Origin of the sequence: Kitasatospora sp. NPDC004745, assembly GCF_042873275.1 — a bacterium.
Lineage (GTDB): Bacteria > Actinomycetota > Actinomycetes > Streptomycetales > Streptomycetaceae > Kitasatospora.
The window spans coordinates 404,538-418,872 of record NZ_JBIALK010000001.1; the positions used below are offsets into that span (position 1 = coordinate 404,538).

The window sequence follows — 14,335 nt, forward strand, 5'->3', positions numbered from 1 at the left end:
TAGGCCATTACAACTACTGTCGAACGGGCACGTGGGAACGAAGTACGGGATCCCGTTCCCGGTGTTCGCCCGCGCCGCGTTCGGACTGCGCGGCGCCAACCTGCCCGCGCTCCTGCGGGCGGCGGTGGCCTGCGCCTGGTTCGGCATCCAGACCTGGATCGGCGGCGAGGGGATCTTCCTGCTCGCCGGCAAACTGCTCGGCTCGTCCTGGAGCACCGCGGCGCAGTTCGGCGGCTACCCGTGGACGCAGTGGCTCTCGTTCCTCCTCTTCTGGCTCCTGGAGATGGCCATCATCGCCCGCGGGATGGACACCCTGCGGCGGTTCGAGAACTGGGCGGCGCCGTTCGTGATCGTCGGCGCGCTGGCGCTGCTGGTGTGGATGACGGTCAAGGCGGGCGGGTTCGGGCCGCTGCTCGACCAGCCCTCCCAGCTGGGCTGGGGGCGCGAGTTCTGGAAGGTCTTCTTCCCCGCGCTGATGGGCATGATCGGGTTCTGGTCGACCCTCGCGCTCAACATCCCCGACTTCACCCGCTTCGGCGGCAGCCAGCGCGCCCAGATCCGCGGGCAGGCACTCGGCCTGCCGACCACCATGACCCTCTTCGCGCTGCTGTCGGTCCTGGTCACCTCCGGCTCGCAGGCCGTCTACGGCGAACCCGTGTGGGACCCGATCGAGCTCGCCGCGAAGATGCAGAACCCGGCCGGCCTGCTGTTCGCCCTGCTGACCGTCCTGGTCGCGACCCTGTCGGTGAACATCGCCGCCAACGTCGTCTCGCCGGCCTACGACCTCGCCAACCTGCTGCCCCGGCTCGTCGACTTCCGCACCGGGGCACTGATCACCGGGGTCGTGGGGATCGCGATCTTCCCGTGGAAGCTGATCTCCGACCCGCACGTGTACATCTTCACCTGGCTCGGCGTGGTCGGCGGCATGCTCGGGACGGTGGCCGGGGTCCTGATCGCCGACTACTGGGTGCTGCGCGGCACCCGGCTGCGGCTGGCCGAGCTCTACCGGCCGGGCGGGGCGTACTGGTACGCGGGCGGATGGAACTGGCGGGGGGTGCTCGCCCTGCTGGTCGGGGCCGTCCTCGCGGTCGGCGGCTCGCACGGCGGACCGTTCCCGGCGGACGGGCTGCTGCCCGCGCTCGAACCGCTGGCCGACTACGGCTGGGCGGTCGGCTTCGCGGCGGCCTTCGGGTTGTACCTGCTGCTCTGCGCGCTCCCGGGCGGCCGTCCGGCGGGAACGGACGGTGCCGAGGAGGGCCGCCGTTGAGGGCCGCCGCTGGGGGCTGCCGTTGAGGGCCGTTGAGGGTCGGTGCCGAGGGGGTCGCCGCTGACGGCCCCCTCGGCTCGGTGCCCAGGTGCGTCCAGGTCCCGAGGCGGTCACGGAGGTGTCAACTCGCCTGCACGGCCGGCGGTGCGTCGATACGGTCCGCTCAACACCCGCACCACGTACCAGAGGACACCATGCGTCGCACCCTCCCGATCCTGGTCGCCGGCGGATTCCTCGCCGCCACCGCGGCCTGCGGCAGCAGCGCCGACAGTCGGTCGGCCGCTGCTCCGCCCGCCGTTCCGTCGACCGCTTCGCCGACCGTTCCGCCCGCTGCTCCGTCCGCCGTTCCGTCCGCTTCGGCGGCGGGTGGCGCCGCGTCGGCTGCCGCGCCGTCCGCCGGCGGCCCTGCCGCGGTCGGTGCGCCCCCGAAGGAGGTGGACGCGGCGGCCGCGCTCGGCAAGCTGGCGACGGCCGTGCCGTCGCTGAAGATCGTCAAGCAGTACACCGCCGAGGACGACCCGAACCACCTGCTGGGCCGCCCGGGCCAGTACGTGTCGAAGGTGTCGTTCTCCGACTCGCGGATCAAGCCGGCCGACGTGGAGGGCGAGAGCGCGGACTCGGTGGCCCGCGGCGGGGCCGTCGAGGTGTTCGCGACCGAGGCCGATGCGAGGAAGAGGTCCGAGTACATCCAGGCGATCGTCAAGGGCATGCCCGCGCTGCTGGAGTACGACTACGTGCGCGGCGCGGTCCTGATCCGGGTGTCGAAGCACCTCACGCCGGACCAGGCGAAGGCCCTGCAGTCCGCCGTGTGAGGCGGCGGCGCCGGCGCGCCCCCGTGGGCGCCCGGGCAGCGGTTTCCACCGTGTGACGGGGCCCCGGCCGGAGCGGCCTCCTCCGGGAGCGGTCACCCGCGCGGCCCGGCGCGTTCGACGGCGGCCAGCACCTTGGCGGTGCCGTCCTCGCCGGCGAGGACGTCGGCCACCGATCTGGCGCGGCTGCGGTAGCGGGGGTCGCCGACGGCCCGGCGGAGGGCGGCCGCGAGGCGGGGGGCGGTGAGGGCGTGCAGCGGCACCGGGCCGGGGGAGACCCCGAGCCTGGCCAGCCGGTCGGACCAGAACGGCGCGTCGAGCTGGGCGGGCACCGGGACGGCGGGCGTGCCGCAGCGCAGCGTGGCGGCCGTGGTGCCGGCCCCGGCGTGGTGGACCACGGCCGCCGTCCGCGGGAACAGCCACTCGTGCGGGGTGTCGCCGATGGTCAGGACGTCGTCCGAGTCCTCGGCGCCGAGGCCGCTCCACCCCGCCTGCAGGACGGCCCGCGCCCCCGCGCCGCGCACCGCCGCGAGGACGGTCGCGGTCAGCCGCTCGGGCTCCGGGACGACCAGGCTGCCGAAGCCGACGAAGACGGGCGCGGGCCCGGCGGCCAGGAAGTCGAGCAGCCGGGCCGGGGGCTGCCAGTCCGGATCCCGCACCGGCCACCAGTAGCCGGCGACGTCCAGTCCGGGAGGCCAGTCGGCCGGGCGCGGCACGACCGTGGGCGAGAAGCCGTGCAGGACGGGGTGCCTGCGCCGGGCCCGGGCGATGCCGACCGGGGGCAGGCCGAGGCGGCGGCGCAGGGCGCGGACAGCCGGGGCGAACAGCCGGTCGGTGGCGGCCTGGACGGCGTGCCCCGCGAGCAGGTTTCCCCGCCGGCCGAGCGACCGGGTGCCGGTCACCGCCGGCGCGAACTCGCGGGTGGGGGAGAGGGGTTGGAGGTACAGCCCGATGCTGGGGATGCCGGCGGCCTCCGCGGCCACCTGGCCCAGCGCACTGGTGGTGCTGGTGGTGAGCAGCAGATCGGCGCCCAGCGCGGTGGCGTCCGCGATGCCCTCGCCGAGGGCCGGCATGAACCTCCGCCCCAGGCGCAGCAGTTGCAGGATCGCGTACGGTCCGCTGCCGGCGCGCAGCAGCCGCTGCCCGTCGTCGGAGGCGAGTTCCGCGCGCGGGTCGACCGGCAGCGGGCGGAACTCGAGCCCGGCGGAGCGCACCGGCGCGGTGAAGGTGGTGTGCGTGGCGACGGCCACCTGATGGCCGGCCGCTCGCAGGCGGACACCGAGCCCGATGAACGGGGCGACGTCGCCCCGGGAGCCGGCGGTGGCGATCAGGATGCGCATGGCGGCAGTATCCCGGCGCGGGCGCCCGGGCGGGAGGGTGCCACGCCCGGGGCAGGGGCCCGCGGGGCCCGTCGGGCGGGTGTGCCGGACGGGGCCGGTTCGAAGCCGGGCCAGGGGCGGCTCCGGACTGGTCGGGCCGGTGCGGGGCGCCCTGCGTCGTCGCCTGCCGGTCTCGCCGGTGCGTGTCGCCGGTCGGTGTCGCGGGGGTGGTGGCGCCGGAACCGCGGGCCGGGCGGGTGGCGTCCTCCGGTGCAGAGCGGCGGGACGGGGCCGTCGCGCCGCGAACGGGAGGGACAGATGAGCATCGTCGCGTGGATCGTGCTTGGCCTGGTGGCGGGGGCCCTGGCCAAGCTGCTGCTGCCCGGGAAGGACCCGGGCGGCCTGATCGTGACCACCCTGATCGGCATCGCCGGCTCCTTCGTCGGCGGTTGGATCGCGTCGCACTTCCTGCACAGGTCGGTGACGGCGCACTTCTTCGACATGGCCACCTGGTTGTCGGCGATCGGTGGCGCCCTGGTGCTGCTGATCGTCTACCGGCTGCTGTTCGGCAGTTCGCGGCGTTAGGGCCCGCGGTGAGCCGGGCGGCGGCGGACTCGTGCCCGCCGCCCGGCCCCGGCCATGTCGCGGTCGCATGCGCAGGCCAGTCGTCGGCTCGCCGTAGGCCCGTCGCAGGTCCGTAGCGGGCCCGCGGCGGGCCTGCGCTCAGTTCGGCGCCGCCGACTCGGCGGCCCAGCCCGGGAGCGCCTCGCGCGCGGCCGACCAGGCGGCCGGGACCTGCCCGAGACCGGTGCGGGCGGCGACCACCCCGGCCGCGATCGCGCAGGTGGTGTCCATGTCCCCCCAGCCCCCGAGGGTGTGCCAGACCGCCTCCGGCAGGCAGTCGAGCCGGCCCGCGGCGGACCAGAGGGCGAACGGGACGGTGTCCGGGGCGGAGATCGACAGGCCCGAGCCGAGCACCGTGGCGGCGTGCCGGACGCTGGTGTGCGCGGGCAGCCGGGCGGCGATCCGCAGGCCGGAGCGCACGTCGCCGTCCGGCAGCCGCTCGGCGACCTCGGTCAGCAACTCGGCCCGGTCGGGCGGGGTTTCGCCCCGGCTGCGGACGGCGAGGGCCGCGGCCAGGGCGACCGCGACGGCGCCGGCGACGGCCTCCGGATGGAAGTGCGTGGTGAGCGCCTGCCGTTCGGCCTGCCGGGCGGCCTCGTCGAGGTCGTCGGCGAACCAGGCGCCCAGCGGGGCGACCCGCATCGCGGCGCCGTTCCCGTACGAGCCCTGGCCCTCGAACTGGCCGGAGGTGACGGTGCGCCAGTCCTCGCCGGCGCCGATCCCGCGCAGCACCCGGTGCATCGACGGGCCGTACTTGCGGCCGTACTCGCGGGCGTACTCCTGCGCGAACTCCCGCGCCAGCGCGTCCTGCCGGACCTCGCCGTGGTCGACCAGGTGCCGCACGAGCACCAGGGCCATCGCGGTGTCGTCGGTCCAGTGCCAGGGGGCGGGCCGGATCCGGCGGGCGGCCAGTGCCGAGGGTGCCTCGTCGGGCGGGACGGAGAACCACCGGTCGCCGAAGGCGTCGCCGAGGGCCAGCCCCTCCAGACTGTCCAGAACCGGCCGGGCCGCGCGCATGTCATCCTCCAAGTGAGATCAACCTGCGCGGCAGTCTGCCGGACGGCCCGGTGGGCCGGCCACCGGATTCCCTCCGGCGCCCGGCCCACCGGGCCGTGACGCGTCCTACTTGGCGAGCAGCCCGCCGAGGATGAGCTTCCAGAGCGCCTCGAAACGGTCCTCGACGGTCGGCTCCGACCACGTGGACGCGTACGCCGGGTCGTGGAACGGGGCGGTGGCGTCGAAGACGGCGCGGGCCGTGGAGAGGATGTGGGCGAGCTTGAACTCCTTGCCCTCCATGCCGTCCTGGACGATCTGGGCGATCTGGCCGACCAGGGTCTCGATGTGCGCGTCGACCGTGCGGCTGTTCTCCTCGACCAGCACCATGTACGTCGCGAACAGCTCCGGGTCGTCCAGCGCCTTCTTCCGCTTGGCCGCGAAGAGCGTCACCAGCCACCGGTGCAGCCGCTCGGCGGCCGGGCCCGGCTCGGTCGAGATGAAGGCGAGCTCGTGGTGCGCCTGGTCGAGCCAGCGCTGGGTGACCGCCTCGCGCAGCGCGGCCTTGCTCGGGAAGTGGCGGTAGACGCTGCTGTGGCTGACACCGAGGATCCGGGCGACGTCCACGACGGTGGCCTTGGCCGGGCCGAACCGCCGGAGGACGTCCTCCGCCGCGATCAGGATCTGCTCGGCGGTGAGTGTGGTGTCCGTGGTCACGGGGAGGCCGTCCTTAGGGTCGTGCGTTCAGGGGCGGTGCGGTGCCGGGCCCGGGGTCGGACCGGTCCGGCCGGGTGTGCTCCGATGGGAGCACCGGTCAGCGTTCGCTGTCCAGGTGCGCCATCTGGGCGGCAGCGTAGCGGTCGCCCGCCGCCGCACCCGCCGGCACGGCCGCCTCGATGGCGGCCAGGTCCGCGGCGGTGAGCGTGACGTCCAGCGCGCCGAGCGCCTCGGTGAGGCGGTCGCGGCGCCGCGCGCCGACCAGCGGGACGACGTCCTCGCCGCGCGAGGCGACCCAGGCGATGGCGACCTGTGCGACGCTCGCCCCCTTCGCGGTGGCCACCCCGCGCAGCGCCTCGACGAGGGCGAGGTTGTGGGTCAGGTTGTCGCCCTGGAAGCGCGGGCTGTGGCCGCGGAAGTCGGTGCCGGCCAGCGGGCGGTCCTGGTTCCAGTGGCCGCTGAGCAGACCGCGGGAGAGGACGCCGTAGGCGGTGACACCGATGCCGAGCTCGCGGGCGGTGGGGAGGACGGCCGCCTCGATCGAGCGGGAGATCAGCGAGTACTCGATCTGCAGGTCGCTGATCGGGTGGACGGCGGCGGCGCGGCGAAGGGTGTACGCGCCGACCTCGGACAGGCCGATGTGACGGACGTGGCCGGCCTTCACCAGGTCCGCGATGGCGCCGATGGTCTCCTCGACCGGGACGCTCGGATCCAGCCGGGCCGGGCGGTAGACGTCGATGTGGTCGGTGCGCAGGCGGCGGAGCGTGTAGGCGAGCGCCGTCTTGGTGGCGGCGGGGCTCGCGTCGTAGCCGAGCCACTGGCCGTCCGGGCTGCGCTGGGCGCCGAACTTCACGCTGATCTGCACGCTGTCGCGGTCCCGGCCGCGCAGGGCCTCGTGGATCAGCAGCTCGTTGTGGCCCATGCCGTAGAAGTCGCCGGTGTCGAGGAGGGTGATCCCGGCGTCGAGTGCGGCGTGGATGGTGGCGACGCTCTCGGCCTCGTCGGCCGGCCCGTACAGGTCGGACATGCCCATGCAGCCGAGGCCGAGGGCGGAGGTGACGGGGCCGGAGGTGCCGAGGGTGCGCTGTGCGGGGCGGGAGGTGGTGGACACGGGGGGCTCCAGGGGTGGGTGCGGCGCCGGGGCGGGCGAGGGCGGGGTGACCCGCGTCCCACTATGGCACGACGGCGAACAGATTTCAAAATCTGTTCGCTGTCGTCTGTCATCTGAAAGCTGTCATCTGAAAGCTGTCATCTGAAATCTGTCGGCTGTCATCTGTCACCCGGGGGCGTCCGTCGGCGCCGTCCCGGCCTCCCGCCCGCCGGGCGAGCGCAGCAGGTGGGCGCGGGCTGGCGGCAGGTTGCGCCACGCGGTCCGCCCGCCCAGCCCGTACGCCTCCTCGAACTGCCGCAGCAGCCGCACCACCGCACGGTGACGGGCACCCCGGCGGGGCCCCGCCACCAGCGTCCGGGCCGCGGTCGTGCCGAGGTACCCGAAGTACGTCAGCTCGCCGCCGGGCAGCAACAGGCGCAGGTAGAGGTCGAGGAGGTGGCGCACCTGAGCCGGCTCGAAGTTGGTGAACGGCAGGCCGGACACGATCACGTCGTACCGCTCGCCCTCGGCCGCCGCCCGGGCCCGGCCGTCGCCCGCGGTTCCGCCCCCGGCGCCGTCCGCGGTGCCGTTGCCGACCGCCCCGCGCGTGCCGTCCGGTCGTTCCGGTGCGGACGGGCGCCACCGCGCCAGCTCCTCCACCCGGCAGGCCGACAGTCGCACCGAGACCCCTGTACGGGGCTCGGCCAGGTCCGGGTCCGCCCGCAGCCGGGCGGCGAACCGGGGGTTGGCCTCGACGACGTGCAGCCGGTCGCCCGGGCGCAGCACCTGGGCCAGGCGTCGCGTCACCACACCCGTCCCGGCACCGACCTCCAGGACCGAGATGGGCCGGTCCGGGCGACTGGTGGCCGGCACCACCAGGGCGTTCACGAGGTCCGCGCCGCTCGGCGCCAGCGCTCCCGTGTCGTGGAAGGTGCGCAGTGCCTCGACGAGGAACAGCAGACGGTCGCCGCCGGACGGTGAACTGTGCGACGGGATGCCGGAGCCACCGGCCTCGGATCCGGCGGGCGAGCCGGGAGATCCGGGCGAGCCGGAGGGGGCGGAGGGGGCGGAGGGGGCGGAGGGGGCGGAGGAGCCGGGGCGGGTGCGGAGCTGATCGGTCGTCATGTCGACGACGCTAGGGAGCGGAGCCGGGGCGGGGATCGGCCGGGCAGCCGCGCCGGCCTCCGACGAAAGTCGAGGGTGCGGGTGCCCGGGAGGAGGGGGCGCTCGGCCGTCGCCCGCCCTTAGCATCGAGCCGGACGTCCGCGGAGCGGGTGCGGGAGGGCAGGGGAGAGCTGGGAGAGGACCGGGGAGGACGCGGGGAACGCACGGGTGGGGCGGGAGGGCAGGAGCGTGAGCCGGAGGACGGGAGGAGCCCGATGCACACAGCCCGGCTGGGCTGGTACGGCCCGGGTCGTCGGCCGTCGGCCGACACGGTGCTGCTGCTCGGCATCCTCGGCCTCGCCGTCGAGGAGTCCCTCTTCCAATGGACCCACGCCGAAGGACCGTTGCGCCTTGCCCGTACCGTACTGGCCGCGCTCGCCGCGCTCTCCCTGGTGTTCGCCCGGTGCCACCCGGTGGCCTCCGCCGTCCTGCCGGTGCTCACCGGCGGCCTGTTCAACCGCGCCTTCCCCGGCCTGTTCAGCGTCTACCACCTCGCCTCCCTCGGCCGGACCGGCCCGGCCGCGGCCGGCGGCGCCGTCATCGCCCTGGTCAGCGCCGCCCGTGCCGATTCGCTGATCGGCTGGGCCGGCACCACCGGCTCCCAACTCCTCGTCGAGTCGGCCACCTTGTCCGTCGGGCTGTGGCTGCACGGCCGTCGGGTGCTGATCCGCACCCTGCACGAGCAGGTGGACGTGCTGCGCCGCGAGCGCGAACTGCGTGCCGAACAGGCCCGGTCCGCCGAACGCGCCCGGATCGCACGGGAGATGCACGACGTGCTCGCCCACCGCCTCAGCCTGCTGGTGCTGCACGCCGGGGTGCTGCGCGATCAGGCCCTCGCCGGTACCGTCGCCGACGACCCGGACCGGCTCGCCCACCGCCTCGAACTGCTCCGCACCACCGCGGCCCGGTCGCTCGACGACCTGCGCGACGTGCTCGGCGCCCTGCGCGCCGACCCCACGCCGCCACCGGTCGCCGGTCAGGGACCGCCGGAGTCCACCGGATCGGACCGCGTCCCGGCACCCGCCCTGCGCGACCTCACCGAACTCGTCGGCGAGGCGGTCTCGGCCGGGCAGCAGGTGGAACTCGCCCTCGCCGGGGATCCGGAGGCGGTGCCCACCACGCACCGCCTGGCCGTGCACCGCCTGGTGCAGGAGGCGTTGACCAACGCCCGCAAGTACGCGCCGGCCGCGGCCGTCACCGTGCTGGTCCGCTACGGGGCCCCGGCCACCACCGTCGAGGTCCGCAACGGGCCGGGCGCGGCCTCGGCGAACGGTCCGGTCACCGGTGGCGGGTACGGCCTGGTCGGGCTCACCGAACGGGTCGGCGCACTCGGCGGACGGCTCGACGCGGGCCCTGACGGCGGGGGCGGCTTCCGGCTCTCCGCCCGGTTGCCCGCTCCCGAGCGTCCGCCCGACCCGGCTCCGGCCGCAGTCTCGGTCTCGGCGCCGGCCTCGGCCTTGGCCCTGGCCCCCGTACGGCCCGTGGTCGGCGGGCCCTCCCCGATCCCCTCTCCGATCCCCGCCCAGCCCCCCGCCCCGAAGCCGGAGGACGCCTCATGATCCGCACGATGGTCGTGGACGACGACGCACTGGTGCGGCTCGGCCTCGTCGACCTCCTGGCCCAGGACCCGGCCCTGACCGTCGTCGCCGAGGCGGCCGACGGGCTGCAGGCCGTCGAACTCGCCCGCCGCCGGCGGATCGACGTCGCCCTCATGGACATCCGGATGCCCCGGCTCGACGGCATCGCCGCCACCCGGCGGCTGCGCGAACTGCCGGAGCCCCCGCGGGTGATCGCGCTCACCACCTTCGACCTCGACGAGTACGTCTACCAGGCGCTCGCCGCCGGTGCCGACGGCTTCCTGCTCAAGGACACCGAACCCGCCGAGATCGCCCGGGCCGTCCACGTCGTCGCCGCCGGCCAGGGGATGCTGCACCCGGCAGCGGCCCGCCGCCTCATCGACCGCTACCACCGCACGGGCGCGCCCCGGTCCGTGGCCGCCCGCAACCGGATCGCCGGGCTGACCCCGCGCGAGACGGACGTGCTGCGCGAACTCGCGGACGGGCTCTCCAACGCGGAGATCGCCGGCGCCCTCGGCATGCGGGAGAGCACCGTCAAGGCGCACGTCAGCCGGATCCTGACCGCGCTCGGGGTCGGCAACCGGGTCCAGGCGGCGCTGCTCGCCCGGGACGCCGGGATGGTGGAGGACGGCGGCTGAACCCGACCGCGGGGCCGGGCCGGCCGACCTCGACGGCCCGCCCGGTGGCCGGGCGGGGGCAGTGGGCGGATGCGCGGGAACCGCGTGGGGCGGGAGCCGCGTGCGGTCCGCGCCGGGCATCGTCCGGTGCGTGCCGCTCGCCGCGTGGAACCGAGGACGCCGCCAACCGGCCGTCCACCAACCATCCACCGACCCATCCACCGACCCATCCACCGACCGGACGGTGCGCCGCCAGGGGAGGGCGGGGCGCCGGGGCCGGTGGTGCCGGGTGAAGCTGTCGGGGCCCCGCTGGCTCCGCACTCCGATGGTGCCACCGAAGCCGCGAGGGGCGTTACGTCGGGCGGTGTTCACGTGGGTGTTCCCCACGCTTCGGACCGGGCTCCCCCTGAGCCGGTGCTGTGCCCCCGGTTGGTACCGCGCGCTGAGCCGTTGTCACCCATCCGGCGTGGAAATCCCGCGCCTTGGCGGTTTGCGCTGCCGAACGCGGGCGGCGGGTCCATGGTGGAGATGGGCGCGATCCGGCGACCGCGTCCGCGCGCCGATCCAGGCCCGCGCGCCGAGCGCCCGCCGCCGTTCTCCGACGGGTGCCCGTGGCTGAGGCCCGGTCCCGGCACGCTGGGAGCAGGGCCACCTCGCAGGAAGTCGAACGGTTCTTCTAGGCTCACATCTCGGCTTCCCTGCGACGGTCCGGCCACTGCGCCCGTCACCAGGAGGCCGCCGTCCACGGGGCCCCGGGCGCACCGGGGCCACCGGATCGAGCGAGGAGGACGCAATGCCAAGCACGCCGACCAGCCGTTCCACCGCACCCGGGCCAGACGGGCCGTCCCGAAGGACCGCGCACCATCCCGGTCGATCGGCACGGTCGGGCCGGGCCCGGCAGCCGGGTTGGGGCGGTCGGCCGGTGCGGCCGCTGAATACCGGCGGCGGCCGCGGAGGCGAGCGTTGAGTCCCCAGATCGTCGGGTCGCCCGCCGCACCGAGTGCCGCCGCCGAACCCGACCCGGACCGCGGCCCCGCCCCAGCGGGCGCGCCCGTCCCCGCCGATCCCGTCGCGCCCGCCCCTGCCGCGCCCGCTCGTACCGCGGTGGTCCCCGCGGCCCAGGCCGCCGCCGAGGGCGAGGCCCCCGCCGCCGGTGCCCCGGCCGCCGTCATGGCCGCGACCACCACCGCCGCGCTGGCGACCGCCGCGGCCGCCGCCGCGCTCCCCGGCCTGCCGCAGGCCCTCAGTACGCGAGCGCGCACCCTCGCCGGCGCCGTCCGGCGCCGCTGCGCCGATCTGGCCCGGATAGAGTCTCCGAGTGGGGACGCCCCCCGACTCGACGGCCTCGCCGAGGAGTTGGCCACCGGTTTCGGTGCGACCGGCGCCACCGCCCGCCGCGAACCGGGGCCGGCCGGAGACCACCTCGTCCTGGAGTGGGAAGGGCAGGACGAGACCCTTCCGCACCTGCTGATCGTCGGGCACCACGACACCGTCTGGCCGGTCGGCACCCTCGCGGACTGGCCCGTCACCGAGCAGGACGGCAGGCTCAGCGGGCCCGGCGTCGTCGACATGAAGGGCGGACTCGCCATCCTGGAGGGCGCGTTCGCCCTGCTCGCGGACCTGGGGCAGCGCCCGCACCGGACGGTCCGGCTGGTCGTCGTCTCGGACGAGGAGGTCGGCAGCCCGGACGGCAGGAGGCTCGTCGAGCGCCAACTCCGGGGCGCGGCAGCGGTCCTGGGCCTCGAACCGCCGCATCCCGACGGCCGGCTGAAGACCGCCCGGCGCGGCAGCACCCGGGTCCGGCTCACCGTCACCGGGCGCGAGGCGCACGCGGGCAACGACGCCCGCGACGGGGTGTCGGCCGTAGACGAGCTCGTCGACCAGCTCGTCGTCGTCCGGGGCCTCGCCGGCCAGCCCGGCACCGAGCTCAACGCCGGTCGGATCAGTGGTGGTTCGCGTGCCAACGTGATCGCCGGCCGGGCCGAGGCGGAGCTCGGTCTGCGGTTCGCCACCGCCGAGGCGCAGCGCCGTACGCTCGACAACCTCGCCAGACTCACCGCGCTGCGCCCGGGCGCGAGGGTGCGGACGGAGGTGCTGTCGAGCCGGCCGGCCTGGCCGGAGCGGTCGGCCAACCCGCTGCTGCGGCACGTCCGTTCGCTCGCCGCAGTGCTCGGTCAGCAGCTGGACGGCGGTCCGGCGGGCGGCGCGGGGGACACCAACCTGCCGGGTTCGCGCGGGTTGCCGACGCTGGACGGCTTCGGCGCGGTCGGCGCTGGTGCCCACGCCCGGCACGAGCACATCCGCCTCGACCAGCTGGCGCCCCGGATCGCCCTGCTGGCCGCGCTCCTCGCCGTTCCGCTGCCGAGGCTGCGGGACCGTACGGAGGGGTGACGGGCCTGCCCGGCTGCCGCTGAGGGCTTGGGTCGGCCGGCGCTCGCCCGCCACCCGTCCGCCCGCGGCCTGCCCGGCCGTCCGCGTGCCGCCCGCCGGCGTGCCGCTCGCCAGCGCCTCCGCCCGCCCGTACTCCGGTGGTCGGCCGACGACCGGCCCGCGACCGGCCGACGACCGGCCGGTGCCGGCTGACGGGTGACCGGTGACGGCGAACAGATGACAGCTGACAGATTTCAGAATCTGTCGGCTGTCATCTGTCGTCTGTGATCTGTTCGTCGCCGCCCCTCGCCCCGTCGCTCCTCCCGTGTCCCTTGCCATCCCTCCGTCCCGCCGCGCAGAATGGTACCGACCGAACGGTCAGTCGGTTGGCGCCCCAGGGGGCGCCGGAGCAGGACACGAGAGGGGACCGTGGTGACAGCAGAGGTGGCCGAGGCGGTCCCGGCGCAGACGCCGGAAGACCGGTTCGGGGCGGTCGTCGCCGCCGAGCAGCGGATCGAGCCCAGGGACTGGATGCCCGAGGCCTACCGGGCCACGCTCATCCGCCAGATCGCCCAGCACGCCCACTCCGAGATCATCGGCATGCAGCCCGAGGGGAACTGGCTCACCCGTGCCCCCTCCCTGCGCCGCAAGGCCATCCTGCTCGCCAAGGCCCAGGACGAGGCCGGCCACGGCCTCTACCTCTACGCCGCCGCCGAGACGCTCGGCGTCGACCGCGCCGAGCTCACCGAGAAGCTGATCTCCGGGCGCCAGAAGTACTCCTCGATCTTCAACTACCCCACCCTCACCTTCGCCGACGTCGGCGTGATCGGCTGGCTGGTGGACGGCGCCGCGATCTGCAACCAGGTCCCGCTCTGCCGCTGCAGCTACGGCCCCTACGCCCGCGCGATGGTGCGGATCTGCAAGGAGGAGTCCTTCCACCAGCGCCAGGGCTACGAGCTGCTGATGACGCTGATGCGCGGCACCGAGGCCCAGCGCCGGATGGTCCAGGACGCGGTGGACCGCTGGTGGTGGCCGTCGCTGATGATGTTCGGCCCCTCGGACGCCGACTCGCCGAACACCGCCCGCTCGATGGCCTGGCGGATCAAGCGCCACACCAACGACGACCTGCGCCAGCGCTTCGTCGACATGTCCGTCCCCCAGGCCGAGCACCTGGGCGTCACGCTCCCGGACCCGGAGCTGCGCTGGAACGAGGAGCGCGGCGGCTGGGACTTCGGCGAGCCGGACTGGTCCGAGCTGACCAGGGTCATCCAGGGCCAGGGGCCGTGCAACACCCAGCGGATCGACCGCCGCCGGGCCGCGCACGAGGACGGCGCCTGGGTCCGCGAGGCGGCCGTCGCCTACGCGGCCAAGCGCCGGGCCGAGCAGTCCGCACCGGCCGCCGCGGAGCCGTCGGAGAGCCCGCGGCCCGCCGGAGAGCACGCGCACACCGAACAGGAGAACGGAAAGTGACCGAGTCCAAGGCCGAGTCCAAGGCCGGGTCCAAGGCCGGCTGGCCGCTGTACGAGGTGTTCGTGCGCCCCCGGCGCGGCCTGAACCACGTCCACGTCGGCTCGCTGCACGCGGCCGACGACCGGATGGCGCTGCTCGCCGCCCGCGACCTCTACACCCGCCGCAACGAGGGGGTCAGCCTCTGGGTGGTCCGCTCGGACGCGATCACCGCCTCCACCCCGGACGAGCGGGACCCGTTCTTCGAGCCGAGCGGCGACAAGGTCTACCGCCACCCGACCTTCTACGACATCCCCGAGGATGTCCCGCACATCTGACGGG

General features: G+C 75.3%; 12 protein-coding genes and 1 pseudogene. 8 read left to right on the top strand and 5 right to left on the bottom strand.

The window, feature by feature from the left end:
- Positions 1-13 precede the first annotated feature (13 nt).
- Positions 14-1,267: pseudogene (locus tag ACFYUY_RS01880) on the top strand (NCS1 family nucleobase:cation symporter-1); the annotation flags it as partial.
- A 194-nt stretch (positions 1,268-1,461) separates the two neighbouring features.
- Entirely contained in the window at positions 1,462-2,079 is a 618-nt protein-coding gene (locus ACFYUY_RS01885; RefSeq protein ID WP_387897111.1) for a hypothetical protein, read from the top strand.
- Between the two features lie 92 nt (positions 2,080-2,171).
- Here ACFYUY_RS01885 and ACFYUY_RS01890 read toward each other — a convergent pair whose 3' ends face one another.
- The gene (locus tag ACFYUY_RS01890; protein WP_387897113.1) at positions 2,172-3,416 is read right to left on the bottom strand and encodes a glycosyltransferase; all 1,245 of its coding nucleotides are present in this window, start codon (positions 3,414-3,416) and stop codon (positions 2,172-2,174) included.
- 297 nt (positions 3,417-3,713) lie between these two features.
- Here ACFYUY_RS01890 and ACFYUY_RS01895 point away from each other — a divergent pair, with 297 nt between their 5' ends.
- Positions 3,714-3,980: a GlsB/YeaQ/YmgE family stress response membrane protein gene (locus ACFYUY_RS01895; RefSeq protein ID WP_360205325.1), complete on the top strand. Its 267-nt coding sequence runs from the start codon at positions 3,714-3,716 to the stop codon at positions 3,978-3,980.
- 138 nt (positions 3,981-4,118) lie between these two features.
- On the opposite strand, the gene ACFYUY_RS01900 is transcribed toward ACFYUY_RS01895, so the two are convergent.
- From ACFYUY_RS01900 to ACFYUY_RS01915, 4 genes are all read right to left on the bottom strand, one after another.
- The gene (locus ACFYUY_RS01900; RefSeq protein ID WP_387897493.1) at positions 4,119-5,036 is read right to left on the bottom strand and encodes an ADP-ribosylglycohydrolase family protein; all 918 of its coding nucleotides are present in this window, start codon (positions 5,034-5,036) and stop codon (positions 4,119-4,121) included.
- 105 nt (positions 5,037-5,141) lie between these two features.
- Positions 5,142-5,729 (bottom strand): TetR family transcriptional regulator, encoded by a 588-nt coding sequence (locus ACFYUY_RS01905; protein WP_387897116.1) that lies wholly within the window; start codon positions 5,727-5,729, stop codon positions 5,142-5,144.
- A gap of 97 nt (positions 5,730-5,826) precedes the next feature.
- A complete protein-coding gene (locus ACFYUY_RS01910) occupies positions 5,827-6,840 on the bottom strand; it encodes an aldo/keto reductase (RefSeq protein WP_387897118.1) in 1,014 nt (337 codons plus the stop codon).
- Positions 6,841-7,005: 165 nt separating this feature from the next.
- Positions 7,006-7,944 carry a translation initiation factor IF-2 gene (locus ACFYUY_RS01915; RefSeq protein WP_387897120.1) on the bottom strand — a complete coding sequence of 313 codons (939 nt, stop codon included), beginning with the start codon at positions 7,942-7,944 and terminating at the stop codon, positions 7,006-7,008.
- A 254-nt stretch (positions 7,945-8,198) separates the two neighbouring features.
- On the opposite strand from ACFYUY_RS01915, the gene ACFYUY_RS01920 reads away from it, so the two are divergent.
- The 5 genes from ACFYUY_RS01920 (at position 8,199) to paaB (ending at position 14,331) form a co-directional block, all read left to right on the top strand.
- Positions 8,199-9,542, top strand: coding sequence for a sensor histidine kinase (locus ACFYUY_RS01920; protein ID WP_387897121.1), 1,344 nt, complete (start codon positions 8,199-8,201; stop codon positions 9,540-9,542).
- A complete protein-coding gene (locus tag ACFYUY_RS01925; RefSeq protein WP_360205342.1) occupies positions 9,539-10,198 on the top strand; it encodes a response regulator transcription factor in 660 nt (219 codons plus the stop codon). The genes ACFYUY_RS01920 and ACFYUY_RS01925 overlap by 4 nt, the downstream gene beginning before the upstream one ends.
- 942 nt (positions 10,199-11,140) lie before the next feature.
- A complete protein-coding gene (locus ACFYUY_RS01930) occupies positions 11,141-12,568 on the top strand; it encodes a M20/M25/M40 family metallo-hydrolase (RefSeq protein WP_387897123.1) in 1,428 nt (475 codons plus the stop codon).
- Positions 12,569-12,976: 408 nt separating this feature from the next.
- Positions 12,977-14,017, top strand: coding sequence for a 1,2-phenylacetyl-CoA epoxidase subunit PaaA (paaA, locus tag ACFYUY_RS01935; protein WP_387897125.1), 1,041 nt, complete (start codon positions 12,977-12,979; stop codon positions 14,015-14,017).
- Positions 14,014-14,331, top strand: coding sequence for a 1,2-phenylacetyl-CoA epoxidase subunit PaaB (gene paaB, locus ACFYUY_RS01940; protein ID WP_387897127.1), 318 nt, complete (start codon positions 14,014-14,016; stop codon positions 14,329-14,331). Before paaA ends, paaB begins: the two co-directional genes overlap by 4 nt.
- The last annotated feature ends 4 nt before the right edge of the window (positions 14,332-14,335 follow it).